This is a genomic window from Cupriavidus laharis, assembly GCF_914271435.1.
GTDB lineage: Bacteria > Pseudomonadota > Gammaproteobacteria > Burkholderiales > Burkholderiaceae > Cupriavidus > Cupriavidus laharis.
The window spans coordinates 1-24,674 of the sequence record NZ_CAJZAI010000014.1; the positions used below are offsets into that span (position 1 = coordinate 1).

Below are 24,674 nucleotides of genomic sequence, written 5' to 3' on the forward strand. Positions count from 1 at the left end.
CTGCCAATCTCGAGTGTCATTGCAATCAGGGCAGGCGAAAGTTAACACCGTAGCCTCTTGTTTACAACCACCAGATCTCCACCTCGTCGTCACTTTGTGGGTAATCCTGAGCTTTCAGCGAGGGGTGATCGCATGCCCCAATGACAAAGCCTCAGGGTTTACGGCTGGCGCGACGGCCGACTGAGCCGTTGCGCCGTCACGGACAGGCGGCTGTCCGGGCTCAGGACGCCGCCACGACCCCGCAAGCAATCCGGCCGCCGGCGTTGCCGGTCGGCTGCGTCTTGTAGTCGTCCGGATCCTTGTGGACGATCACGGCGCGGCCGATGACACTGTTCGGGCCGGTGCCCACACTCAGGTCAGGCAGCAGGAAACTGGCGCGTGCATTGCCGTTGGCGTCTGCCGTGAGGTTGTTCATGTCGCCAGCGTGGTGGTCCGGCATGGTCATCTGCCCGTGCGGCTTGCCGGCGGGGTTGAAATGGCCGCCCGCGCTCATGGCGTCGGGTGCAGAGCAATCGCCCTTTTCGTGTACGTGGAAGCCATGCGTGGTGTTGGGCGGCAGGCCGGTGACCGATGCCACCATCATCACGCCGCCGGGCTGCTGCGTGAAGGTGACCGTGCCGCCGGTGTTGGTGCCGCTCTTCGGCGCGAGGGTTGCGGTGGCCTTGCCACCGCCGCTGGCCGTCCCTGTGCCGGCGCAGCCCGCCAGGGTCATCGCTACCGCTGCCGTGGCCGCCAGGCCGAAAAGTGCGCGTTTCATCGGAACCCTCCCATTCACGTTATTGCGGAAGAAACAGTATAGGATGCGACGCTTACTCACGGGCGCTCATTGCGCAACGCGATCGGGCCTGCTCATGCTGCAAGCTGCGTGACAGCGCCTTGCTGCGGCGCAGCGCCAAAGTGCGGATGCCGTCCGAAAACGTCCGCGATCCAGTTGACGAACACCCGCACCTTGGCCGACAGGTGGCGATTCTGCGGGTACATGGCGGAAATCGGCAGCGCTTCGGTCTGCCAGTCCGTCATGACCTCCACCAGCCGGCCGCTGGCGAGATAGGGCTCCGCCATCGCGCGGGAAAGGCGGGCCAGGCCGTGGCCTGCCAGCGCGCTTTCCAGGTAGACGTCGCCGTCGTTGGTGGAGATGGCTGACGGAAGCAGGATCTCGCTGTGCTCGCGGCCGCGTGCCAGCGGCCATGGCAGCTCCCGCCCGGTGCGATTGGACAGGAAGTTCACGGCCCGGTGCTGCGCCAGGTCGGCCAGTTCGTGCGGGGTGCCGAAGCGGTTCAGGTAGATGGGCGATGCATAGAACGCGAGCTTGAGCTGGCCGATGCGCCGCGCCACCATGGTCTCGTCCACGGTGCCCACGCGCAGGACCACGTCGACGCCTTCCTGCAGCAGGTCGATCGGCTTGCCGTTGATGGTCAGTTCGATCTTCAGCTCCGGATAGGCCACGAAGAAGTCGTTCAGGTTCGGGATGAGGACAAGCCGTGCGAGCGCCGATGTGGTGTCGACCGAAAGGGTGCCCTTGGGCGAGTTGTTGTGGCGCGTCAGCGATTGCTCGGCCTCGTCCACATCGGCCAGGATGCGCACGCACCGTTCATAGTAGGCCGCGCCGTCGCTGGTCACGCTGATGCGGCGGGTGGTCCGGTGCAGCAGCTTGACGCCGAGGTGAGTTTCCAGATTCTGGATCAGGCGGGTAAGGGTGGCCTTGGGCAGGTCGAGCGAGTCGGCGGCACGCGCGAAGCTGCCCATGTCGACCACCCGGGTGAAGGCCTGCATTGAGACGAGACGATCCATGATGAGCTTCCGACGAATGTTTCCTGATGCTCGCCGAACGAGGCGACCTGACTGGCTGTATGGGGACTGGCTGCCGGGGATGTGAGGGTCGGGCGCCGTGCGTGGCCTCCCGAACCCTGGACCGGGCGCTGGCCGGCTGGGCCCGAGAAGCGGTGCGCAGCCGCGAGAGCGGGAGTGAATCACATTTCCCAAGACCTTGTCATGCGTGGGGTCTCAGCGTGCCGATTATTCCAAACGCGGAATAGTGCGTTGGCAATCTCTCGCTTTATCCCATCGGCGTCAATCACCATAATCCGTCGCATCGCAACACATGATAGGCGTGCCAACGAGTTTCGGCACGCCCGCCACGGTGCCCATGCCACAGTCGCCAAGCCAACGCTCACCCGCCGCCCCTTCCGCCAACGGCAACGGGCAGGCGCGCGTCACGGAACACAAGGTGGCAAGCGGCGAGCGCGAGATCTCGGTGTGCATCTGCTACCCGCCCGGTTATCCCGCGCCGGCCGCCGAGGGCGGTGCGCCGCTGCCGTGGCTGATGTACCTGCACGCGGGCGGATTCGTGGACGGCGGGCTGGAAAGGGCGCGGCAACTCGTCCAGTCGCTGGCGGTTTCGGTACCGGCAGTTGTGGTGACGCCGGCGTATTCGCTGGCGCCGGATCACCCGTTCCCGGCCGCGCCGGAAGACGCGTACAGCACCGTGGAATGGGTGTTGCGCCATGCGCGCCGGCTGAAGGTGGACAAGGGCCGCTTTGCACTAGTCGGCGAAGAAGCGGGCGGCAACCTGGCGATTGCGCTGTCGCAGATGCTGCGCGACCGCTGCACGGCGCAGCCGCGCGGACAATGGCTGATCCGGCCGGTGACGGACCCGTGCCTGCAGCATGCCTCTTGCGCGGGCCCGGGTGGCGGGCAGGTGCCGCTGGAAACCCTGCGGCGGCTGGCCTGCAACTATCGCGAATACCTGCCGACGCCGGCAGCCAGCGTGCATCCGTATGCCGCGCCGGCGCTGGCTTCGCGCCTGGCGGGGCTGCCACCCACGCTGGTGCAGGTGGCGGAAGTCGATGCGCTGCGCGCGGAAGGCGAAGCCTTTGCGGGGCGCCTTGCCAAGGCCGGCGTCCCGGCCGAGGCCATGATCATGCCCGGCGCCTGTGGCGACGGCGTAGAAGAGACCCATGACGATTGTCAGTCGTGGGTCGACGAAGGTGCGCGGTTCCTGCGGCGATGTCTGGCCGCGGCCGACGACACCTCATCCCGGCGCGAAAGCCGGCCCTGAAGTTGACCCGGAACGGGCCTGCCGGCTGAGGCCTTCCGGGAAACCGCCAGCCGGTACTGATGCCGCCAAGACGGACTGCGCGGCATCCGGCAAACAGTCTTGCTGACCTGTCCGAACCATTCCGGACCGCTTCGCGCGGCCCGGCGGCGGCGTTCGCGCTTTTGTTTTTCCAGTTGAAGAAAGCCAGCAACAGGAGTGAAGAAATGAATACCCAGAATCGACGCACGTTGATCGCGATTGCCATCGTGGTCGTACTCGGCGCCGGCGTAGCCACCTCCATGCTGCGGCCGTGGCATGGCGGCGAGGCGCATGCCAATACGCCGCCGCCGGCCCCGACCATCGAGGTGGCCAGCGTGGTCGGCAAGACCATCACCGAATGGGACGAGTTCTCCGGCCGCATCGAAGCGGTTGACCGCGTGGAAATCCGCCCGCGCGTCTCCGGCACGATCGAAACGGTGCATTTCCGCGAAGGCTCGATCGTCAAGAAGGGCGATCCGCTGTTCACCATCGACCCGCGTCCATACGCCGCCGAAGTGGCAAAAGCCGAAGCGGCACTAGCCGCGGCACAGGTACGCGCTTCGCACGCGCAGACGGAAAAGGCTCGTGCCCAGCGCCTGCTGGACGACAACGCCATCTCGAAGCGCGAGTTCGACGAGCGCATCAACGCGGCCAGCGAAATGTCGGCCGACGTGCGCGGCGCGCAGGCGGCGCTGGAGGTGGCGAAGCTGAACCTGAGCTATACGCGCATCGTTGCGCCGGTCTCGGGCAAGGTATCGCGTGCGGAAATCACGGTCGGCAACCTCGTGGCGGCGGGCGCCGCGTCGCCGCCGCTGACGTCGGTGGTATCGGTCTCGCCGGTGTACGCGAGCTTCGACGTCGACGAGCAAAGCTACCTGCGCTACACGGCGCCGGGCGCCAGCGGCGGAAAGAATGGCCTGCCGGTGTTCCTGGGCCTGGCCAACGAAGACGGCACTCCCCACGAGGGCAAGATCCACTCGATCGACAACCGGCTCGATACGCGCAGCGGCACCATCCGCGTGCGCGCCGTGTTCGACAACGAGGATGGCCGGCTGCTGCCGGGCCTGTATGCGAAGGTCAAGCTCGGTGGCGGCGCGCCGCACGATGCCGTGCTGATCAACGACCGCGCCATCGGCACCGACCAGGGCAAGAAGTTCGTGCTGGTGGTCGACAAGGCCAACAAGCTGACCTACCGCGAGGTCGACCTTGGGCCGACTTATGAGGGGCTGCGCGTGATCCGCAAGGGCCTGAAGCCGGGCGAGAGCATTGTCGTGAACGGGCTGCAGCGTGTGCGTCCGGGCGATACGGTGGCGCCGAAGCCCGTCTCGATGGCGTTCCGCAGCGAACTGGAGCCGAGGTCATCCGCACCGGACCGCAAGCAGGCGTCCGCCGAGGCGGAAGGCAAGCCGGTGAGCTAAGCAGGCCGGGAAGCCCCGCTACAGACAGTCGATCGCATTTGCTTCCCCTGATGTGCATGGCGCCCGCCACGGCGGGCCGCCAGGGGGGCTTTCATGCCGAAACAGGCCGAGAACCAAGATGAATCTCTCGAAATTCTTTATCGACCGCCCGATCTTCGCGGGCGTGCTGTCGGTGCTGATCTTCCTGATCGGCGCCATCTCGATGTTCAAGCTGCCGATCTCGGAGTACCCGGAAGTGGTGCCGCCGTCGGTCGTGGTGCGCGCGCAGTTCCCGGGCGCCAACCCGAAGGTGATCGCCGAGACCGTAGCCACGCCGCTGGAAGAACAGATCAACGGCGTCGAGGACATGCTGTACATGAACTCGCAGGCCAACAGTGACGGCACGCTCACGCTGACGGTGACCTTCAAGCTGGGCACCGACCCGGACAAGGCCCAGCAGCTCGTGCAGAACCGCGTGTCGCAGGCGGAGCCGCGACTGCCGGAGGACGTGCGCCGCCTGGGCATCACGACAGTCAAAAGCTCGCCCGACCTGACCATGGTGGTCCACCTGGTCTCGCCGAACGACCGCTATGACATGACGTACCTGCGCAACTACGCGCTGATCAACGTGAAGGACCGCCTGGCGCGGATCCAGGGCGTGGGCCAGGTGCAGATGTTCGGCTCGGGCGACTACTCGATGCGAGTCTGGCTGAACCCGGAAAAGATCGCGGAACGCAACCTGTCAGCCTCCGACGTGGTCAAGGCCATCCGCGAGCAGAACGTGCAGGTGGCGGCCGGCGTGATCGGCCAGTCGCCGACGCTGCCCGGTACCGACCTGCAGTTGTCGGTGAACGCACAGGGCCGCCTGCAGACCGTGGAAGAGTTTGGCGACATCATCGTCAAGACCTCGCCCGACGGGGTGGTTACATACCTGAAGGACATCGCGCGCATCGAACTCGGTGCGTCGGAATACGCGCTGCGTTCGCTGCTGGACAACAAGTCCGCGGTTGCGATCCCAATCTTCCAGGCGCCCGGCTCGAACGCGATCCAGATCTCGAACGACGTGCGCAAGACCATGGCCGAGCTGAAGCAGAACATGCCGGAAGGCGTGGACTACAGCATCGTCTATGATCCGACGCAGTTCGTGCGCCACAGCATCGAGGCCGTGGTCCACACGCTGTTCGAGGCGATTGCGCTGGTGGTGCTGGTGGTGATCCTGTTCCTGCAGACGTGGCGTGCATCGATCATCCCGCTGCTGGCGGTGCCGGTGTCGATCGTCGGGACGTTCGGCCTGATGCACGCGTTCGGCTTCTCGATCAACGCGCTGAGCCTGTTCGGGCTGGTGCTGGCGATCGGTATCGTCGTGGACGACGCGATCGTGGTGGTGGAGAACGTCGAGCGGAACATCGAGGAAGGGTTGTCGCCAAAGGAGGCCACCTACAAGGCCATGCGTGAAGTCAGCGGCCCGATCATCGCCATCGCGCTGACGCTGATCGCCGTGTTCGTGCCCCTGGCGTTCATGACCGGCCTGACCGGTCAGTTCTACAAGCAGTTCGCGCTGACGATCTCGATCTCGACCATCATCTCGGCCTTCAATTCGCTGACGCTGTCGCCGGCGTTGTCCGCGCTGCTGCTGCGGGGGCATGACGCGCCCAAAGACTGGCTCACGCGCGGCATGGACAAGGTGTTCGGCGGCTTCTTCGCGCGCTTCAACCGTTTCTTCGGCCGCAGCTCCGACAACTATGGCCGTGGCGTGAAGGGCGTGATCCGCCGCAAGGGCTCCGTCTTCGGCGTCTATGCCTTGATGCTGCTGGCCACGTGGGGCATCTTCCAGATGGTGCCGAAGGGCTTCGTGCCGGCGCAGGACAAGCAGTACCTGGTGAGCTTTGCCAAGCTGCCTGACGGCGCCACGCTCGATCGTACCGAGGACGTGATCCGCCGCATGTCGGAGATCGCGCTCAAGCATCCGGGCGTGGAGTCGGCCGTGGCGTTCCCGGGCCTGTCGATCAATGGCTTCACGAACAGCCCGAGCGCCGGCATCGTGTTTGTGACGCTGGATCCGTTCGAGAAGCGCAAGGGCAAGGCGCTGTCCGGCGGTGCGATTGCCGCGGACCTGAATAAGCAGTATGGCTCGATTCAGGATGCATTCATCGCGGTGTTCCCGCCCCCGCCGGTGCAGGGCCTCGGCACGATCGGCGGGTTCAAGATGATGATCGAGGACCGCGCCGCACTCGGCTATGACGCGTTGTTCGATGCCACCAACGCGTTCATGGCCAAGGCGCGCGCCACGCCCGAGCTGGCCGGCATCTTCAGCAACTACCAGGTGAACGTGCCGCAGCTCGACGTGCAGCTCGACCGTACCAAGGCCAAGCAGCTCGGCGTGCCCGTGACCGATGTGTTCGAGACACTGCAGACCTACCTTGGCTCGGCCTACGTGAACGACTTCAACAAGTTCGGCCGCACGTACCAGGTCAAGGTGCAGGCCGACGCGCAGTTCCGCCAGCATGCCGAAGACATCCTGCAGCTCAAGGCGCGCAGCACCAGCGGCGAGATGGTGCCGCTGTCGTCGCTGGTGAAGGTGAAGCAGAGCTTCGGCCCGGACAGCGTGAGCCGCTACAACGGCTTTACCGCCGCCGACATGAACGGCGGTCCGTCGCCGGGCTTCTCGTCGGGCCAGGCGCAGGCCGCTGCCGAGCGGATTGCCGCCGAGACGCTGCCGAAGGGCATCGGCTTCGAATGGACCGAGCTGACCTACCAGGACATCCTGGCCGGCAACGCGGGCGTGTGGATCTTCCCGCTGTGCGTGCTGCTCGTGTTCCTGGTGCTGGCCGCCCAGTACGAGAGCCTGACGCTGCCGCTGGCCGTGATCCTGATCGTGCCGATGAGCCTGCTGGCCGCGATGACGGGCGTGTGGCTCACGCGTGGGGACAACAACATCTTCACGCAGATCGGCTTCATCGTGCTGGTCGGGTTGTCGGCGAAGAACGCGATCCTGATCGTGGAGTTCGCACGCGAGCTCGAGCACCACGGGCGCACGGTGGTGCAGGCCGCGATCGAAGCCAGCCGCCTGCGGCTGCGCCCGATCCTGATGACCTCGTTCGCGTTCATCATGGGTGTGGTGCCGCTGGTGGCGTCGACCGGCGCCGGTGCTGAGATGCGCCATGCCATGGGCGTGGCGGTGTTCGCCGGGATGCTTGGCGTGACCTTCTTCGGGCTGTTCCTGACGCCGGTGTTCTATGTGGCGCTGCGCCTGCTGGCCACGCGCAAGCAGCGTCGCGAGGCCTTGGCGAATGGCGCATCGGGCTCGCACGCCGTGCCGTCCGCAGAGTGATGGTGACCGATATGAATAATGTGATGACGCAATACCTGCCGAGGCTCGCAACGCTGGCTGCCGCGCTGGTGCTCGCCGGCTGCTCGCTGGCGCCGGCCTACAAGGTGCCGGAGACACCGACCGCCGCGACGTTCAAGGAAGCCGATGCCGCTGCCGCCGAGGGCGCGCAATGGAAAACCGCCAAACCGGCCGAAGGCCAGCAGCGTGGCGACTGGTGGAAGATCTTCGGCGATGCCGAGCTGGACCGGCTGATCGAAGCGGCCAACACCTATAACCAGGATCTGGCTGCCGCGGCAGCGCGCCTGAAGCAGGCGCGCGCGTTCACCGGCGCGACGGAAGCGGACCTGTATCCGCAACTGAGCGTAGGCCTCGATCCGACGCGTTCGCAGCCGTCGGCGGCGTCGCAGGGCCTGCCGGACGGCACGCGCGTGGCGCCGCAGACCGTGCTCAAGGCGCGCGCGTTCGCCAGCTACGAGCTCGACCTGTTCGGGCGCGTGGCCAGCAGTGTCAATACGGCGCGCGCCGAAGAGCAGGGCGCCGAGGACCTGTACCGCTCGGTGCAGCTCGCGCTGCAGGCCGATACGGCGCAGGCGTACTTTGCCCTGCGTACGCTCGACAGCGAGCGCGAACTGCTCAACGCCACGATCAGGCTGCGTGAAGACGGGCTGACGCTGCTGCGCAAGCGCTATGAAGCTGGCGAGACGACCGACTTCGACCCGGCCCGCGCCGAAGCCGAACTCGGCACCGCGCGCGCCGACCTGGCCGGCATCGAGCGCCGCCGCGCCAACCAGGAGCATGCGCTGGCCGTGCTGACCGGCGTATCGCCTTCGCAGTTCGGCCTGGCCGCGAAGCCGTTCGATACGGCGCCGGTAGCAGTGCCTGCGGGCCTGCCTTCGGAGCTGCTCGAACGCCGCCCCGACATCGCGGCGGCGGAGCGGCAGATGGCGGCGGCCAATGCGCGGATCGGCATCGCGAAGGCAGCGTTCTTCCCGCGCATTTCGCTGACGGCGTTGTTCGGCTTTGAGTCGGCGGACCTGTCGAACCTGTTCCGGTGGTCTTCGCGCACGTGGATGCTCGGCCCGCTCGTCGGCACGACGATCGCGCAGACCGTGTTCGACGGCGGCCGCAACAGCTCGAACCTGGCCGGCGCCCGTGCCGCGCACGAGGAGAGCGTGGCGCGCTACCGGCAGACCGTGCTGGTGGCATTCCGCGAGGTCGAGGACAGCCTGGCCGATGTGCGCTGGCTCAGCCAGCAAGCTACGGCGCTCGACGGCGCCCTGGCCGGGGCAAGGCGGGCCCAGCGCATCTCGCGCAGCCGGTACGATGCCGGCGCGGTGGACTACCTGACCGTGATCGATGCCGACCGGACAGTGCTGCAATCGCAACGCGATGCCAACGCGGTGGCCGGGTTGCGGGCTGCGGCGACGGTGGCGCTGGTGCGCAGCCTGGGCGGCGGCTGGGGGCCAGTGCCGGAGGCGGTGGCGGCCGGTTCCGGAACACCCCCGCCGGACAGGGCGCAGAGCGGGCAACTGTAGCCGGAGTGCGGTGGACGCCGCTCGCTACGCCGCCAGCCAGGCGATGTCTGGAGAGGTATCGTCGCATGTAGTAACATCTCTACGTAGCAACGTTCAGATATCGTTTTGCGCAGGAGGCAACGTGAGCGTCGTCACCATGTCCAGCCGCGAGTTCAACCAGTCCGCCGGGGACGCCAAGAAGGCCGCACAGTCCGGTCCGGTGTTCATCACCGATCGAGGCAAGCCGTCGCATGTGCTCATCACCATCGAGGAGTACCGGCGGCTGGTAGGCGGCATCACTATGCTGGCCGATGCACTGGCCCAGCCCGAAAGCGCGGATATCGATTTCGAGCCGCCGCGCGCCGGCGGCATCTTCCGCGCTCCGGATATTTCCTGATGTTCGTACTCGACACCAACGTCATTTCCGAACTGCGCAATCCTGCCAGGGCGGACCCGAAGGTGCTGGCCTGGGCGTCGACGCAGCCAATTGGCGCCCAGTTCATTTCCGCGATCACCGTGCTTGAACTGGAAATGGGCGTGCTGATGAAGGAGCGCAAGGACGCTGCGCAGGGTGCCATGCTGCGCGCCTGGCTCGAAGGCCGCGTGCTGCCGCAGTTCGCCGGGCGCGTCCTGCCTGTCGACCAGGCGGTGGCGCTGCGGTGTGCACGCCTGCATGTGCCCGATCCGCGCGCGGAACGCGACGCCATCATTGCTGCCACGGCATTGGTGCATGGTATGAGCGTCGTGACGCGCAATGACGCCGATTTCATCGCGACCGGGGTTCCCTCGGTCAATCCGTGGCGCTGACGCCTATGCTGGAACGATAACGTGCCGCGTAGCCTGCAGTACTGCGGGAGCTTGGCATCGCGCCCTGACGCGCAGCGTCTATCGTTTCATGCGACCTCACACAATGCTGTTCCGGGTGCTGGTTGTCGTCGCGATCGGCATTGCATTGCTGTTCGTGCCATTGCCCTGGACCGACACCACCCGTATCCACAATGAAGCGGTCATCTCCCGGCCCCCGGCCGCGGTGTTCGATTATGTCTCCACGCCCGGCAACTGGCCGTCCTGGCATCCGTCTTCGCTGGGCGTGGCGGGTGCCACGGATCACTCGCTTCAACCCGGCGAGCGCGTGACCGAAACCTTCGTTGTAGCGGGACGCAGCGGCGTGGTGGTCTGGACCGTGACGAAAAGCGATCCGCCCCGCACGTGGATGATCGAAGGGGAAATCGAAGGGCGCAAGGCCGGCACCGTGACGTACACGCTGACCCCGGCACTGACTCCGTCACTCACGCCGGCAGAGGAAAGCACGCGCTTCGAGCGGGACTTCAGCTATCAGTCGCCGACCCTGTTGTTCGTCCTGATGAACCGGCTCGTGCTGCGCCCGCGCATCGAGGCGGAGTCGGCCGAGGCTGTCAGGCGCCTCAAGGCCAGGCTGGAAGCCGCGCGTTGAGCTCGGGCGGCGCAGCTTGCACGGCGGCGTGATCCGCACTAAGTTGGAACCACCATCACCTGACGGCAGCCCCCGGCTCCGTCCTCTGGGATCACATGGCTCATCCCATGGCCCGGCGTCCTTGCCGCATGGCGATCTGGCTGCTGGCCGGCGCAGCCGCGCTGGCCCTCGCGTCACAGGCACAGACGAGGCCGCTTATGTCACTTGCACTGATTTCCTCCGCGTTCGCCCATGGCGGCGAGATCCCGGCGCACTTCACCTGCGAGGGCGCAGATGCTTCGCCGCCACTCGCGTGGTCGGGCGTGCCGGCCGGGACGGTCAGCCTGGCGCTGATCGTCGATGACCCGGATGCCCCGGATCCGGCCGCGCCCCGCCACACGTGGGTGCACTGGGTCATGTACGACCTGCCACCGCTGGCTGGCGAGCTGGCGCAGGGCGTGCGACGCGAAGACCTGCCGGCCGGTACCCGGGAAGGGCTCAACGACTGGCACCGGACGGGCTATGGCGGACCATGCCCGCCGATCGGGCGCCATCGCTACTTCCACAAGCTGTACGCGCTCGACGTGGCGCTGCCTGACCTGAGCATGCCCGACAAGGCCGCACTGGAGCGTGCCATGCAGGGCCATATCCTGGCGCAGGCCGAGCTGATCGGTACCTACCGGAAGCAAGGGCACTGAGCGGCCATGCGGGAAGCTTCCATGGGAACTGCCCATCCTCAGATGCGTGCCAGGCATGCCCGCGCTGCGGGCATCGGCTTGCTGGCGGCCATGGTATTGTGCGCAGCGGGTCCGTTGCATGCCCAGCCGCAGGAATCGGGTTCGATCACCGTGGGGGGCTCCGCGCATGTGCGCGGGCCGGTGGTCGTGCACGGCACGCTGATTGTCGCCGGGCGGGTACACGCGCGCGGGCCGCTGACCGCCGCGTACTTCTCCGGTCCTGCCACGGCCAGAGGCCTGCCGTATGCGGCGGGCTATCTCAAGGTCTTCAACGGACCGCTGACGGTGCATGGGTCCATGGTGGTCAAGGGCGACCTTGAGGTCGATGGGCCCCTTACAGTCGACGGTCCGCTGGAAGCGAATGGCGGCATCGACGCGGACGGCCCGATGCGGGAGCGCGACTACGCACGCTGACGCCGCCGCATTGCCAGGTGCCGTGGTATCCGGAGCGGCCTGTATTGCACAATATGGGCCTTGGATCACAACCCACCCCGGAGCCTCGCCATGGCGAAGCAGGACGCACTCGGCCTCAGGAGCATTGCGCTGTTCGAAGCCGCCAAAGGCGCGCTGGTGATCGTAGCCGGACTCGGACTGGTCGCTTTGCTCCACCGGGATGCGCAGGCGCTGGCCGAATCGATCATCATGCGCCTGCACATCAATCCGGCCAGCCGCTATCCCACCATCTTCCTGTCATTGCTGGCCAACCCCGGTGACGCGCGCCTGTGGGCCATCGGCGGCTCTGCCGCGGCGTACGCGCTGATGCGCTTCGCCGAAGCCTGGGGGCTGTGGCACCGGCTGGCCTGGGGCAACTGGCTGGGGGTCTGGTCAGGCGGCATCTACCTGCCGCTTGAACTCTACGAAGCGCTGGCGCACCCGAGCTGGCTGCATGCGGGCCTGGCAGTGGCGAACCTGTTGGTGGTGCTGTACCTGGCCAAAGGACTGGTGCGCCACGAAGTCACGTCTTAAGAGAGCGGGGCTGGCGAACCAGGAAACTTTCAAGAGACAAACGGGCTTCCGGCGAAGCCCGGCCGGAATCCGAAAAAAATTGCATGTCGGTGTAATGCCGGGCGATGGTGGCGCGACCAACGGGAACATTCACCCCGCCTGGAGACTGCCATGCAAACGACCCTCGCCAAGACCCTGCTGACTGCCGCCGCCGCAGCAGTTGCAGCCCTTTCGATCGGCACCGTACAGGCTGCCGGCAACGCCGCGCAGCGCACGCCCGATCCGTACACCGATGGCGCCCGCGCGCGCCAGGTCGATCCGTTCACCGACGGCGCGCTGACGATCGCGGGGATGGACACCTCGGGTGTGTCGGCGGCGCCGGCACGCAGCATCGATCCGTACACCGATGGCGCCCGCGCGCGTCAGGTCGATCCGTTTACCGATGGAGCGCTGACGATCGCAGGGATGGACACCTCGGGTGTGTCGGCGGCGCCGGCACGCAGCATCGATCCGTTCACCGATGGTGCCCGGACCGTCGCCGGCATGGACACGCGTGGCGTGTCAGGTACGCCTGGCCGCAGCTTCGATCCCTATCGGAACGACTGGCGCGTCTGAGGCGTGCCGGCCACGGTGGCGCATGCCGCCAGCATGATCGCGAGCAGCGCGGCCAGCCCCACGCTGCCGCCGCCGCCCTCCGGCCCGCTCGCCATGTCGCCACCGCCGCGCGGCAATGCGCTGGCCTCGGGGGCCGCCTCGCGCCAGGACAGGTCCACGAGGACGGGATCATGGTCCGATGCGCGCCAGGCATCCGGCGCGTAGTAGCGTTGCTGCTGGGCCGCGCTGCGGTAAGCCTGCGCATAGGCAAAGGCCACGGGTTCGTCGGCATTTGCATGCCAGATGCCGACAGCGCGGATGCGGCTGGCCAGTGCCGCGTCGGCCAGCGCGTAGTCGAGGTAGCCGGCCTGTCCGTCGAAGACATAGGTGTAGGCATCCTGCCCCGCCAGCCTTGCCACCATGTCGTCATAACCCCGGTGCGCCAGCAGCCGGATGGGATCTTCCATAGCATAGCTGTTCAGGTCGCCGATCACGAGCGTGCCGGCGCCGGCGATGCCGGTGGGGGCAGTGTCCAGCCATTCGGCCAGTGCATGCGCGGCGCGTGAGCGGGCGGCGTTCCAGCAGCCCTGTCCATCGCCCTGGTCACGCTCGGCCCCGTCGGCATCTGCGCAGCTCTTGGACTTTAAGTGGTTGACCACCACAGTAAAGGCTTGCGCCGCGTTGCCGGCAGGCCGGAATGTCTGCGCGAGCGGCTGGCGGCTGCGTGCGTCGAGAAATGCTGTCGCGGGTGCGCCCACCGGCGTCACCGCGCGTTCGTTGTAGAGCAGCGCGACGGCGATGGCGTCGGTGCCCAGCCTTGGCGTGCCCGGATCGGCCACACGCCAGCCGGGGCCAAGTTGCGCGGCAAGGCGCTGCACGGCACTGCGCGGGCCGTAGCCGTTGTTCTCCACTTCCATCAGGCCGATCACGTCGGCATCCAATGCACGCAGTGCCGCAAGCAGCTTGGTTTCCTGCCGCTCGAACTCGGCGGCGTTCCTGGCGCCGCGGTTGTCCGGCGCATCGAAGCCGCCGCCCTGGCCGTCGCCGTTGAAGTAGTTGAGCACGTTGAACGCGGCAACGCGCACATCGGTGCCGGCGGCGCGCGCCGGGGCCGGACGGCGCGGATTGGCGGCTGTGAATCCGGGGGGCGCTGCGCCTTGTACGGGCTGCACGCGCCAGGTGCCGTAGCGCTTTTCCAGCACGCCGCGCACGCCGGTGATGGTGTCGCCGGCACGCACGGGGTTTGCCGTGCTCAGCCCCGGCGCAGGGTAGGGGACGAGAGTGGGGTTTTGCTGGCTCGAGCCGTCGTCGAGCACCAGGCGGTTCAGCGCATTGGCGGCGGCGACTTGCGCAGCGCCTTCGCGCGGCGCCGCGACAGCCGTCGGAATGCGCAGCCGGCCATGCCCGAGCAGCAGGCTGCCGTAGCGGCCCAGTTCATGGGTGTCGTTGACCGTCAGCGTCTGGGGCAGGCTGACCAGCATGCCTTCGCGCGCGGCCAGCGCCGCCTCGTCGGGCACGGGCAGGATCAGGCCGGCCGGGGTGACGGTCCGCTCCGTGGCGCAGACCGATGGCGTGCCCGACAGGGCCAGTTGGGTCTGGCCATAGCGTTCCTCGACCGTGCCGGCCAGGCGCAGCAGGTCGCCGGCGCGCGCGGTGTAGCGCGGCGCATAGACGAACAGGCCTTCGGACACGCCGGGGCGATGCTGCCGTCTCGCATCGTCCTGCTGGACAAAGAAACCCATGAAGCCGTCGGGTCCGCTGTAGTCGGCCGTGACCACCACTTCGATCTCCACCGGCTTGCCCGCCAGCGGCGAAGTGTTTGATGCGCCTTGTACATCGGCAATGAGCGTGGATGGCGAACCGCACGGTGCGGTGGCCGCAATGGCAAGGGGCGTGTTGCTGGCGAGCAGCAGTCCGGCTAACAGGGCATTCGGCAGCTTCAGGGACATGGCGGTTCATCATGGCGTCAAGGAAAGCCGCGATGCTATGGCGAGCGAGTGACGAAAGGGTTGCGGCGACACGACCCGCACGCGTGATCGTGCTAAGGTAGTGTCATGCCTCCGGCACGCGCCGGCAGCCACCCCAACCAGATAACAGGGACATCATGATCAAGGAAATCGCACAAATCACCGTCAAGTCCGGCAGCGAAAGCCAGTTCGAGCAGGGCGTGGGCAAGGCCACGCCGCTGTTCCTGCGTTCGCGCGGCTGCCACGGCGTGCAGCTGTTCCGCTCGGTCGAGCAGCCGCAGCAATACACGCTGGTGGTCGAGTGGGAAACCGTCGAAGACCACATGGTGCATTTCCGCGAATCGCCCGAATTCCAGCAATGGCGCGAGCTCGTCAGCGACTGCTTCGCGGCCCCGCCGCAGGTCGGCCACGTCGCCAAGGTACTGTAAGCCGAACACACATGCCGGCGTCTCAGGAGCGGCCCCGCCATTTCTCCATGCTGCGCGAGCTGCAGCTCGCGGACGTGTTCACGCTGGGCAATGCGGCGTGCGGCATGGCGTCGGTGTTCTTCGCCATGTTCTACGTGGCCACGCCGACGCCGGCGCATTTCTTCACCGCGGCCGCGCTGGCGCCGCTGGCATTCATCTTCGACGTGCTGGACGGGCGCATCGCGCGCTGGCGCCACCAGCATTCCGCGCTCGGGCGCGAGCTCGATTCGCTGGCCGACATCATCTCTTTCGGTGTCGGCCCGGCCACGCTGGCCTTCGCCGCGGGCATGCGCGGCGGATGGGACCTGGCGGTTCTGATTTTTTTTGTCTGCTGCGGCGTCAGCCGGCTTGCGCGGTTCAATGTCACCGCAGAAGCGCTGTCGGCCGGCAGCGACAAGGTGAAGTACTTCGAAGGCACGCCGATTCCCACCAGCGTGCTACTGACGGGCGTGCTGGCCTGGTGCGCTGCACAGGACCGCATCGGTGCAGCGCTGCCCGGCGGCGTATGGACCATCGGGCCGGCCGGGTTGCATCCGCTGGTGCTGCTGTTCGCGCTGTCAGGCTCATTGATGGTCAGCAAGACGCTGAGGATTCCCAAGTTCTGAGTTTCCTGCACCCACGCAAGCTGCGGGAAGGCGCGCTACGCCGCCTCCGTACCCTGGTCGAGCGAGAGTGAGCGCGCGGCCTCGATCAGCCGTTCGCGCGCTTCATCCAGCGACGGACCCGCATGGCGGTCGATACGCCGGATGTACGGCGAAGTCAGCACCGCCATCGCATGCCCATGCGGATCCAGGATGGGGCAACTGATATCCACCACACCGAACGATTGCAGGCTCTCGCGCTGCTTGTAGCCAAGCTCGCGGATCGACGCCAGCGTCTGCGCGAGCTCTTCCTCCGGCATCGGGACTTCGCCCTCCACCGCAATATGCTGGGCCAGCATCTGCTCGCGCTGCTCGTCGGCCTGGCACGCGAGCAGGACGTGGCCCGAGCCGGTGTCCAGCAGGCCGACGCGCGCGCCCAGGCGGATTGACAGGCCCCATGCGCTCGGGCCCGGCACCTGGGCCACGATCAGCACATTGCCGCGGTCGTACATGCCCAGGTGGCAGGACTGTTCCGCCTGGCGCGCGTACAAATCCATCACGGGCAGCGCCTGCGTTACCAGGCGATTGACGGGCGGATGCCTGTGCGCCATCGCGAACAGCTTCAGGCTGAGCGCGTGGCGGTCTCCGCCCGCGGAGCGGATCACATACTGCCGCGCCACCAGGCGCTCAAGCATCCGGTAGATCTCGCTGGGCCCGCGGCCCAGCGCCTTGACGATCTCTGCGCGTGTCAGGCCGTCCGGATGCTCGGCGAGCAGTTCCAGGATATCCAGTCCCTTGTCCAGGGCCGGGGCGCGGTAACGGTCGTTGTCTTCCACAGAATCTCGGTTTGTTTCTTGGCTGTGCACGGCGTTGCATCTTACGGGCTCTCCGTATGGTGGAACAAGTGATTCACCGGTAACCGATCCATCGTGCCAGCACCACAGGGAAAACCCCAGCAAATGCCGCACTTGACGCGCTCTCATTCGTGTATGAATAATATGTTCACCAATAAATTTTAAAAAGAGGTGCCGGAGCGGCCATGTTGGCGATGCCCCGGGGCTCTCGTAACGGAGGCAACACCATGGCAATTCGTGGCATTCCATTCCTTGCATCCCCCCGATCCAAGCCCCGCGGCAGTCGTGCGCGGGCGACTCGGTGCCTGGCGACGCTGGCGGCGCTGGCAGTCGTCCAGGCCGCCACCCCGGCACGGGCGGCGGACGCCGGCAAGATCGGCGTCAACCTGCCGCTGCTCACCTCGCCGTTCTGGCAGGCCTACAACAACTACATCCCGCAGATGGCGAAGGCCGCCGGCGTGGAAATCCTCGCCCCGGTCAACTCGAACCAGGATCCGGCGCAGCAGATCACCGATATCTCGAACCTGATCAACCTCGGTTCGAGCGGCCTGGTGGTGGCGCCGCTGGATTCGGCAGCTATCAGCCGCGCGCTGGACCTGGCCGAGAAGAGGAAGGTGCCGGTCGTGGCCGTGGACGTGGCCCCGACCAAGGGCAAGGTGGCGATGGTGGTGCGTGCCGACAACCGCGCCTATGGCACCAAGTCGTGCCAGTTCCTCGGCCAGAACGTGAAGGCCGGCAAGGTGGTCCAGATCATGGGCGACCTGGCCTCGGTCAACGGCCGCGACCGCACCGAGGCCTTCCGCGCCTGCATGAAGGGGTTCCCGAACCTGAAGGTGCTGGAGATTCCCGCGGGCTGGAAGGCTGATGCCGCGGCGGCCGCGCTGGACAGCCTGCTGTCCGCCAACCCGGACGTGAAGGGCATCTACATGCATGCCGGCGGCGTGTACCTGTCGCCGACCCTGCAGACGCTGCGGCGCAAGGGCTTGCTGCATCCGGCCGGTGACCCGGGGCATATCGTGGTCATCAGCAATGACGGCATTCCGCAGGAATACGAGGCCATCCGCAAGGGCGAGATCGACGCCACCATCTCGCAGCCCGCCGACCTGTACGCGAAGTACGGCCTCCACTACATCAAGGCGGCGCTGGCCGGCCAGACCTTCCGGCCCGGGCCTACCGACCACGGCAGCATGATCGTCGAGGTCTCCCCCGGGGTGCTGGAAGACCAGTTGCCCGCGCCGGTGGTGACCCGGCAGAACGTCGACGACAAGTCCCTCTGGGCCAACCAGCGATGAGTGCGCCGATCCATGCCGCGCAGCGGCGTGACGCACTGGCGCCGCCCGTGCTGGAGGCGAGCGGGATCTCCAAGCGGTTCGGCGCGACCATCGCGTTGCGCGACGTCAGCCTCAGCGTGATGCCCGGCGAGTCTCACGCGCTGGTGGGCCGCAACGGCGCGGGCAAGTCGACCCTGGTGTCGATGCTGACCGGCCTGCGGCAGCCCGACACCGGCTCGATCCGTTTCCATGGCGAGGCCGCGCCGCCGGTGTCCGACAGCGAGGCGTGGCGCAGCCGCGTGGCCTGCGTGTACCAGCACTCCACCATCATCCCGGAACTGACGGTGGCGGAGAACCTGTTCATCAACCGCCAGCCCACCCGGCGCGGCTGGATCGACTGGCAGGCACTGCGCCGGCTGGCGCGCGGGCTGCTCGACACCTGGCAGGTGGACGTGCACGAGGACATGCGCGCCGCCGACCTGTCGGTGGAAGCCCGCCAACTGGTGGAGATCGCCCGGGCGCTGTCGTACGGTGCGCGCTTCATCATTCTCGACGAGCCGACCGCGCAACTCGACGGCGACGAGATCAAACGCCTGTTCCGGCGCATCGGCGCCTTGCAGCAGGAGGGCGTGACGTTCCTCTTCATTTCGCACCACCTGCAGGAAATCTATGACATTTGCCAGTCGGTGACGGTGCTGCGCGACGCCCGGCACATCGTTTCCGCGCCGGTGGCGGGGATGCCGAAGGACAGGCTGATCGAGGCCATGACCGGCGAGCGCGGCGGCCTGCTGGCCGCGGACGCGCGCCGGCGGGCGCCGCTGCGCGATGCGCCCGCGGTGCTCGACCTGCAGCAGTTGGCAGGCGCGGACTATCGCGACGTGTCGCTGCAGGTGCGCCGCGGCGAGGTGGTGGGGCTGACCGGTGCAACCAGCAGCGGCCATGTCGGCGTGGGCGAGGCTGTGGCCGGGCTCAGGCGGCCCGTGGCCGGATGCATCCGCCTGCACGGCGAAGCCCTGCCGCCCGGCGACGTCGCGCAGGCGCTGGCGCGCGGCGTGGGCTGCGTGCCCAGGGAGCGCCATCGGGAGGGGCTGGTGCTGGGGCAGTCCATCGGCGAGAACGCCACCATGACCGTTCCCCACCGGCTGGGCCGCTTCGGCTTTCTTTCGCCGGCACGCAAGCGCGCCCTGGCACGGGACATGATCAGCGCGCTCGGCGTGGTGGCGCAGGACGAAACGCAGGCTGTCGGCAGCCTGTCCGGGGGCAACCAGCAGAAGGTCGTGATGGCCCGCGCGCTGGCCAACGACCCCGACGTGCTGGTTCTCATCGACCCCACCGCAGGCGTCGACGTCAAGTCCAAGCAGGCCTTGCTGGCCGTGGTGGACCGCGTGCGGGACGAAGGCAAGGCCGTGCTGCTGGTGAGCAACGAACTGGACGACCTGCGCGCCTGCGACCGCGTGCTGGTCATGCTGCGCGGCGCCGTGTGTGCCGAGTTTCCGGCTGGCTGGGAAGACAGCGAGCTGATTGCCACGATCGAAGGAGTCAACCTCAATGAAAACGCGTGACATGGCCGCGGCCCCATCCGGCCGGGGCACCACGGTGGCGCCGCTAGCCGGCGGCCTGCGGCTGGAACGGCTGCGCGACGTTGCGCTGGTGCCGGCGCTGCTGATCCTGGTCGCGCTGGGGGCGTTCGTGAGCCCCAGCTTCCTGACGCAGGCCAACCTGGTCAGCGTGCTTGGTGCATCGGCGGCGCTGGCGCTGGTGGTGCTGGCGGAATCGCTGATCATCATCACGGGCAAGTTCGATCTCTCGGTCGAATCCATCGTCGGCATCGCGCCGGCGCTCGGGGCCATGCTGGTGATCCCCGCGGGGTCGGCCGGCTTCGGCACGGAGTGGCCGGTGGCGGCGGGGCTGCTGGTGGTCCTGGCGGTCGGCGCGCTCACCGGCTTCATCAACGGCTTCCTGGTGGTCAGGCTGCGGCTCAACGCCTTCATCGTCACGCTGGCCATGCTGATCGTGCTGCGCGGCATGCTGGTGGGCGCGACCAAGGGCGGCACGCTGTTCGACATGCCGCCAGCGTTCTTCGCGCTGGCCACGACCACGCTGCTCGGCGTGCCGCTGTCGGTCTGGCTGGCGGGGGCGGCCTTCGGCGTGGCGGGCATCGTGCTGCGCTACCACCGGCTCGGCCGCGCGCTCTTCGCCATCGGCGGCAATGCCCCGGCGGCGCGGGCGGCGGGCATCAACGTGGACCGCATCACCCTGGGCGTCTTTGTCGTGGCCGGCGTGCTGGCCGCGCTGGGTGGACTGATCGTGACCGGCTACGTGGGCGCCATCAACGCCAATCAGGGCAACGGCATGATCTTCACGGTGTTTGCGGCGGCAGTGATCGGCGGCGTGTCGCTCGACGGCGGCAAGGGCTCGATGCTCGGCGCGCTGTCCGGCGTGCTGCTGCTGGGCGTCGTGCAGAACCTGCTGACGCTGGCGCAGGTGCCGTCGTTCTGGATCCAGGCCATCTACGGCGCCATCATCCTCGGCGCGCTGATGGTCGCCCGGCTCACCGGCGAGAACCAGCAGTAGTGCGCCCGCTCCGCCGTCATCCCATCCGACATCCATCCGGACCCAACACGAATCCATCATGAGACTTACCGGGAAACGCATTCTTGTCACCGCCGCCGGCCAGGGCATCGGGCAGGCCAGCGCCAGGCGGTTTGCCGCCGAAGGCGCGCAGGTGCTGGCCACCGACATCAACCCGGCCGCGCTGCAGGCGCTGGCCGGCGAGTCCGGCATCCGCACCATGGTGCTGGACGTGTGCGACGCCGCGGCCATCCGCACGCTGGCCAGCCGGGAGCCGGCCTTCGACGTGCTGTTCAACTGCGCCGGCTACGTGCACCACGGCACGGTCCTGGACTGCGCGGAAGAGGACTGGGCGCACGCGTGGCAGCTCAATGTGTCGTCGATGTACCGGCTGATCCGGGCCCTGCTGCCGAAGATGCTCGACGCCGGCGGCGCTTCCATCATCAATATGTCGTCGGCGGCGTCCAGTGTGAAGGGCGTGCCCAACCGCTTCGCCTACGGCACCACCAAGGCGGCCGTCATCGGCATGACCAAGGCCATAGCGGCGGACTTCGTGACGCGGCGCATACGCTGCAACGCGATCTGCCCGGGCACCGTGGAATCGCCATCGCTGGCCGCGCGCATCGACGAGCAGGCGCGCCAGCAGCAGCGCGACCCCGCCCAGGTGCGCGCCGACTTCGTGGCCCGGCAGCCGATGGGCCGCGTGGGCACGCCGCAGGAGATCGCCGCGCTGGCGGCCTATCTGGCTTCGGACGAGTCGGCCTTCGTGACCGGCACTATCCATGTGATCGACGGCGGCTGGTCGAACTGAGCGCGCCGATCCCTGATTCATCATTCCCGAGAATCCAACCGATGAAACTACTGCGTCATGGCCCGCGAGGCCAGGAAAAACCCGGCGTGCTGGACGCCCGGGGCAACGTGCGCGACCTGTCCGCCGTGGTCGGCGACATCGCCGGTGATGTGCTGCGGCCGCAAGGGCTGGCCCGCCTGCGCGCGCTGGACCTCAATGCGCTGCCGCTGGTGGCCGGCGTGCCGCAACAGGAACTGCGCCTGGGCCCGTGCGTGGGCCGGGTCGGCAAGTTCATCTGCATCGGCCTGAACTATGCCGATCACGCCGCGGAATCGGGCATGGAAGTGCCGGCCGAGCCAGTGGTGTTCGGCAAGTGGACCAGTGCCATCTGCGGCCCGGACGACGACATCGAGATTCCGCACGACTCGGTCAAGACGGACTGGGAGGTGGAACTCGGCGTGGTGATCGGGCAGGGCGGCCGGGATATCGCCGAGGCCGACGCGCTGGCGCATGTCGCGGGCTACTGCGTCATCAATGATGTGTCCGAGCGCGAATACCAGCTGGAGCGCGGCGGCACCTGGGACAAGGGCAAGGGCTGCGACACGTTCGGCCCGATCGGCCCCTGGCTGGTGACCGCCGACGAAGTGCCCGATCCGCAGGCGCTGCGGCTGTGGCTGGAGGTGGACGGGCGCCGCTACCAGGACGGCTCGACGTCGACCATGGTGTTCGGCGTGGCGCACCTGGTGAGCTACCTGAGCCGGTTCATGAGCCTGCAGCCGGGCGACGTCATTGCCACCGGCACGCCGCCGGGCGTGGGGCTGGGGCAGAAGCCGCCGGTCTACCTGCGGGCCGGGCAGACCATCCGGCTCGGCATCGCAGGGCTCGGCGGGCAGACGCAGCATACCGTTGCCGCCCCGGTGCGCATTCCGCAGCGCCTGGCCGCGCATTCCGAGTAATTCCCGCAGAGCAGACCGATGACCCTGATTCGCTCCATGCGCGTCATTGACGTGCGTTTCCCGACCTCCGAACATCTCGATGGCTCGGATGCCATGAATCCCGACCCGGACTATTCCGCCGCCTACGTGATCCTGGAGACCGACCAGCCCGGCCTGGAAGGCCACGGCCTGACCTTCACCATCGGCCGCGGCAACGAGATCTGCTGCCTCGCCATCGAGGCCATGCGCCCGCTGGTGGAGGGGCTGGACCTGGACTGGATCCGCGCCGACATGGGCCGCTTCTGGCGCCACGTCACGTCGGACAGCCAGCTGCGCTGGATCGGCCCGGACAAGGGCGCCATCCACCTGGCTACCGGCGCCGTGGTCAACGCCGTGTGGGACCTGTGGGCCAAGGCCGAGGGCAAGCCGCTCTGGCGCCTGGTGGCGGACCTTACGCCCGAGGAACTGGTGCGCGCGGTGGATTTCCGCTATCTCACGGACGCAATTACCCCGGACGAGGCACTGGCCCTGCTGCGCAGGATGGCGCCCGGAAAGGCCGAGCGTATCCGCACGCTGGAGCGCGAGGGGTACCCCTGCTACACCACCTCGGCCGGCTGGCTCGGCTATGACGACGACAAGCTGCGCCGCCTGTGCCGCGAGGCCATCGACAGCGGCTTCCGGCACATCAAGCTCAAGGTCGGCCGCAACCTGCAGGACGACATCCGGCGCGTGTCCATTGCGCGCGAGGTGCTGGGGCCGGACCGCGAGCTGATGATCGACGCCAACCAGGTCTGGGAGGTCAGGGAAGCCATCGACTGGGTGCGCGAGCTCGGCTTCGCGCGGCCGTGGTTCATCGAGGAACCCACCAGCCCTGACGACGTGGAGGGGCACCGCGCCGTACGCGAGGCGGTGGCCCCGGTCAAGGTGGCAACGGGGGAGATGTGCCAGAACCGCGTGCTGTTCAAGCAGTTCATCACGCGCGGGGCCATCGACGTGGTGCAGATCGATGCGTGCCGGCTCGGCGGCGTCAACGAGATCCTCGCGGTGCTGCTGCTGGCGGCCAGGCAGGGGCTGCCGGTCTGCCCGCACGCGGGCGGGGTGGGGCTGTGCGAGTACGTCCAGCACCTGTCGATGATCGATTACATCTGCATCTCCGGCACGCGCGAGGGCCGGGTGATCGAGTACGTCGACCACCTGCACGAGCATTTCATCGATCCCTGCGTGGTGCGCAACGGTGCCTATATGCCTCCGCAGGCGCCGGGCTTCTCGATCACGATGAAGCCGGCCTCGCTCGAGCAGAACCGCTTCCGGGGCTGAGCGATGCAGCCGCTTCGCATCGACGCACACCAGCACTTCTGGCGCTATCGCGCCGGGGCCTACCCATGGATCGGCCCGGACATGGCGGTGCTGGCCGCGGATCACCTGCCGGAGGACCTGCTGCCGCAACTGCAGGCGCGGCGCATGGACGCATGCATCGCGGTACAGGCGCGGGCATCGCGGGAGGAGACGCGCTTCCTGCTCGGCCTGGCCGCCCGGCACCCGTGGATCGCGGCCGTGGTGGGGTGGGAGGACCTCGGTGCCGCCGGCCTGGACGCGCGCCTGGAGGAATGGGGCGGCCAGCCGAAGCTGCGCGGCTTCCGCCACCAGGTGCAGGACGAGCCCGATGCCGGGCACTTCCTGGCCGCGCCCGCGTTTGCGCGCGGCGTGGCGCTGCTGCAGGCCAGGGGCTACGCCTACGACGTGCTGGTCTTCAGCCATCAGCTAGAAGCGGCCGGCGCCTTCTGCGCGCGGCATGACGCGCACTGGCTGGTGCTGGACCACCTCGGCAAGCCGCCGGTCGGCAGCGCACCGGACGCCGCTGCGGGGATGGCGCATTGGCGGCGCGCCCTGGAGCCATTCCGGTACCTGCCCCATGTCGCCTGCAAGCTGTCCGGGCTGGTCACCGAGGCGGACTGGCGCACCGGCCTGGGTGCTGGCGACATCGGCCGCATGCATGGCTGCCTGGACGCGGCGCTCGACGTGTTCGGCCCGCAGCGCCTGATGTTCGGCTCGGACTGGCCCGTGTGCCGGCTGGCTGCGTCCTATGCGGACGTGCACGGCATCGTGCGGCAGTGGGCCGACCAGCGGCTTGGGCCGGAGGGGCAGCGGGAGTTGTGGGGCGGGACGGCGGCACGCTGCTACGGCTTGCCGGCTGGTGCCTGAATGCGGGTTT

Annotated in this window: 24 protein-coding genes; 20 read left to right on the plus strand and 4 right to left on the minus strand. The window is 67.7% G+C overall.

All coding sequences use genetic code 11. The annotated features are described in order from the left end of the window. Positions 1-220: 220 nt before the first annotated feature. Both LDO29_RS22185 and LDO29_RS22190 read right to left on the minus strand, forming a co-directional pair. Positions 221-757 (minus strand): superoxide dismutase family protein, encoded by a 537-nt coding sequence (locus LDO29_RS22185; protein ID WP_224081895.1) that lies wholly within the window; start codon positions 755-757, stop codon positions 221-223. Positions 758-849: 92 nt separating this feature from the next. Further along, positions 850-1,791: a LysR family transcriptional regulator gene (locus LDO29_RS22190; RefSeq protein ID WP_224081896.1), complete on the minus strand. Its 942-nt coding sequence runs from the start codon at positions 1,789-1,791 to the stop codon at positions 850-852. A 355-nt stretch (positions 1,792-2,146) separates the two neighbouring features. On the opposite strand from LDO29_RS22190, the gene LDO29_RS22195 reads away from it, so the two are divergent. The 11 genes from LDO29_RS22195 (at position 2,147) to LDO29_RS22245 (ending at position 13,047) form a co-directional block, all read left to right on the plus strand. Further along, a complete protein-coding gene (locus LDO29_RS22195) occupies positions 2,147-3,058 on the plus strand; it encodes an alpha/beta hydrolase (RefSeq protein ID WP_224081986.1) in 912 nt (303 codons plus the stop codon). 203 nt (positions 3,059-3,261) lie between these two features. Beyond that, positions 3,262-4,494, plus strand: coding sequence for an efflux RND transporter periplasmic adaptor subunit (locus LDO29_RS22200; RefSeq protein ID WP_224081897.1), 1,233 nt, complete (start codon positions 3,262-3,264; stop codon positions 4,492-4,494). A 118-nt stretch (positions 4,495-4,612) separates the two neighbouring features. Next, complete coding sequence (locus LDO29_RS22205; protein WP_224081898.1) at positions 4,613-7,804, plus strand: efflux RND transporter permease subunit; 3,192 nt, start codon at positions 4,613-4,615, stop codon at positions 7,802-7,804. Between the two features lie 11 nt (positions 7,805-7,815). Beyond that, positions 7,816-9,339: an efflux transporter outer membrane subunit gene (locus tag LDO29_RS22210; RefSeq protein ID WP_224081899.1), complete on the plus strand. Its 1,524-nt coding sequence runs from the start codon at positions 7,816-7,818 to the stop codon at positions 9,337-9,339. A gap of 121 nt (positions 9,340-9,460) precedes the next feature. Then, a complete protein-coding gene (locus LDO29_RS22215; protein ID WP_224081900.1) occupies positions 9,461-9,715 on the plus strand; it encodes a type II toxin-antitoxin system Phd/YefM family antitoxin in 255 nt (84 codons plus the stop codon). Further along, the gene (locus tag LDO29_RS22220; protein WP_224081987.1) at positions 9,712-10,125 is read left to right on the plus strand and encodes a type II toxin-antitoxin system VapC family toxin; all 414 of its coding nucleotides are present in this window, start codon (positions 9,712-9,714) and stop codon (positions 10,123-10,125) included. The genes LDO29_RS22215 and LDO29_RS22220 overlap by 4 nt, the downstream gene beginning before the upstream one ends. Positions 10,126-10,213: 88 nt before the next feature. Beyond that, positions 10,214-10,771 (plus strand): SRPBCC family protein, encoded by a 558-nt coding sequence (locus tag LDO29_RS22225; protein WP_224081901.1) that lies wholly within the window; start codon positions 10,214-10,216, stop codon positions 10,769-10,771. Positions 10,772-10,968: 197 nt separating this feature from the next. Next, positions 10,969-11,448 carry a YbhB/YbcL family Raf kinase inhibitor-like protein gene (locus LDO29_RS22230; protein WP_224081902.1) on the plus strand — a complete coding sequence of 160 codons (480 nt, stop codon included), beginning with the start codon at positions 10,969-10,971 and terminating at the stop codon, positions 11,446-11,448. Between the two features lie 21 nt (positions 11,449-11,469). Beyond that, complete coding sequence (locus LDO29_RS22235) at positions 11,470-11,901, plus strand: hypothetical protein (protein ID WP_224081903.1); 432 nt, start codon at positions 11,470-11,472, stop codon at positions 11,899-11,901. A 90-nt stretch (positions 11,902-11,991) separates the two neighbouring features. After that, positions 11,992-12,453 carry a DUF2127 domain-containing protein gene (locus LDO29_RS22240; protein ID WP_224081904.1) on the plus strand — a complete coding sequence of 154 codons (462 nt, stop codon included), beginning with the start codon at positions 11,992-11,994 and terminating at the stop codon, positions 12,451-12,453. 150 nt (positions 12,454-12,603) lie between these two features. After that, a complete protein-coding gene (locus LDO29_RS22245) occupies positions 12,604-13,047 on the plus strand; it encodes a copper resistance protein CopQ (RefSeq protein ID WP_224081905.1) in 444 nt (147 codons plus the stop codon). Here the strand turns inward: LDO29_RS22245 and LDO29_RS22250 are convergent. Then, positions 13,023-14,975 carry an ExeM/NucH family extracellular endonuclease gene (locus LDO29_RS22250; protein WP_224081906.1) on the minus strand — a complete coding sequence of 651 codons (1,953 nt, stop codon included), beginning with the start codon at positions 14,973-14,975 and terminating at the stop codon, positions 13,023-13,025. The genes LDO29_RS22245 and LDO29_RS22250 overlap by 25 nt on opposite strands. A 155-nt stretch (positions 14,976-15,130) precedes the next feature. Here LDO29_RS22250 and LDO29_RS22255 point away from each other — a divergent pair, with 155 nt between their 5' ends. Together LDO29_RS22255 and LDO29_RS22260 are read left to right on the plus strand one after the other, a co-directional pair. Then, positions 15,131-15,421: an antibiotic biosynthesis monooxygenase family protein gene (locus LDO29_RS22255; RefSeq protein WP_224081907.1), complete on the plus strand. Its 291-nt coding sequence runs from the start codon at positions 15,131-15,133 to the stop codon at positions 15,419-15,421. Positions 15,422-15,432: 11 nt separating this feature from the next. Further along, on the plus strand, positions 15,433-16,065 hold the full coding sequence (locus LDO29_RS22260) for a CDP-alcohol phosphatidyltransferase family protein (RefSeq protein ID WP_224081908.1): 633 nt from the start codon (positions 15,433-15,435) through the stop codon (positions 16,063-16,065). Between the two features lie 35 nt (positions 16,066-16,100). Here the strand turns inward: LDO29_RS22260 and LDO29_RS22265 are convergent, their stop codons facing one another. Continuing rightward, positions 16,101-16,877, minus strand: a complete 777-nt coding sequence (locus LDO29_RS22265; RefSeq protein WP_224081909.1) for an IclR family transcriptional regulator — start codon at positions 16,875-16,877, stop codon at positions 16,101-16,103. Between the two features lie 245 nt (positions 16,878-17,122). Between LDO29_RS22265 and LDO29_RS22270 the strand changes: the two genes are divergently transcribed. From LDO29_RS22270 to LDO29_RS22300, 7 genes are read left to right on the plus strand one after another with little or no spacing between them, the layout of a single operon-like run. Next, positions 17,123-18,187 (plus strand): sugar ABC transporter substrate-binding protein, encoded by a 1,065-nt coding sequence (locus LDO29_RS22270; RefSeq protein WP_224081910.1) that lies wholly within the window; start codon positions 17,123-17,125, stop codon positions 18,185-18,187. Next, on the plus strand, positions 18,184-19,728 hold the full coding sequence (locus LDO29_RS22275) for a sugar ABC transporter ATP-binding protein (RefSeq protein WP_224081911.1): 1,545 nt from the start codon (positions 18,184-18,186) through the stop codon (positions 19,726-19,728). The genes LDO29_RS22270 and LDO29_RS22275 overlap by 4 nt, the downstream gene beginning before the upstream one ends. Position 19,729: 1 nt before the next feature. Next, on the plus strand, positions 19,730-20,740 hold the full coding sequence (locus LDO29_RS22280; RefSeq protein WP_396022706.1) for an ABC transporter permease: 1,011 nt from the start codon (positions 19,730-19,732) through the stop codon (positions 20,738-20,740). A gap of 58 nt (positions 20,741-20,798) precedes the next feature. After that, complete coding sequence (locus LDO29_RS22285) at positions 20,799-21,548, plus strand: SDR family oxidoreductase (RefSeq protein ID WP_224081913.1); 750 nt, start codon at positions 20,799-20,801, stop codon at positions 21,546-21,548. Positions 21,549-21,589: 41 nt separating this feature from the next. Continuing rightward, positions 21,590-22,483: an ureidoglycolate lyase gene (locus LDO29_RS22290; RefSeq protein ID WP_224081914.1), complete on the plus strand. Its 894-nt coding sequence runs from the start codon at positions 21,590-21,592 to the stop codon at positions 22,481-22,483. Between the two features lie 18 nt (positions 22,484-22,501). Then, positions 22,502-23,779 (plus strand): L-fuconate dehydratase, encoded by a 1,278-nt coding sequence (locus LDO29_RS22295; RefSeq protein ID WP_224081915.1) that lies wholly within the window; start codon positions 22,502-22,504, stop codon positions 23,777-23,779. A 3-nt stretch (positions 23,780-23,782) separates the two neighbouring features. Continuing rightward, positions 23,783-24,664 (plus strand): L-fucono-1,5-lactonase, encoded by an 882-nt coding sequence (locus tag LDO29_RS22300; protein ID WP_224081916.1) that lies wholly within the window; start codon positions 23,783-23,785, stop codon positions 24,662-24,664. Positions 24,665-24,674 lie beyond the last annotated feature (10 nt).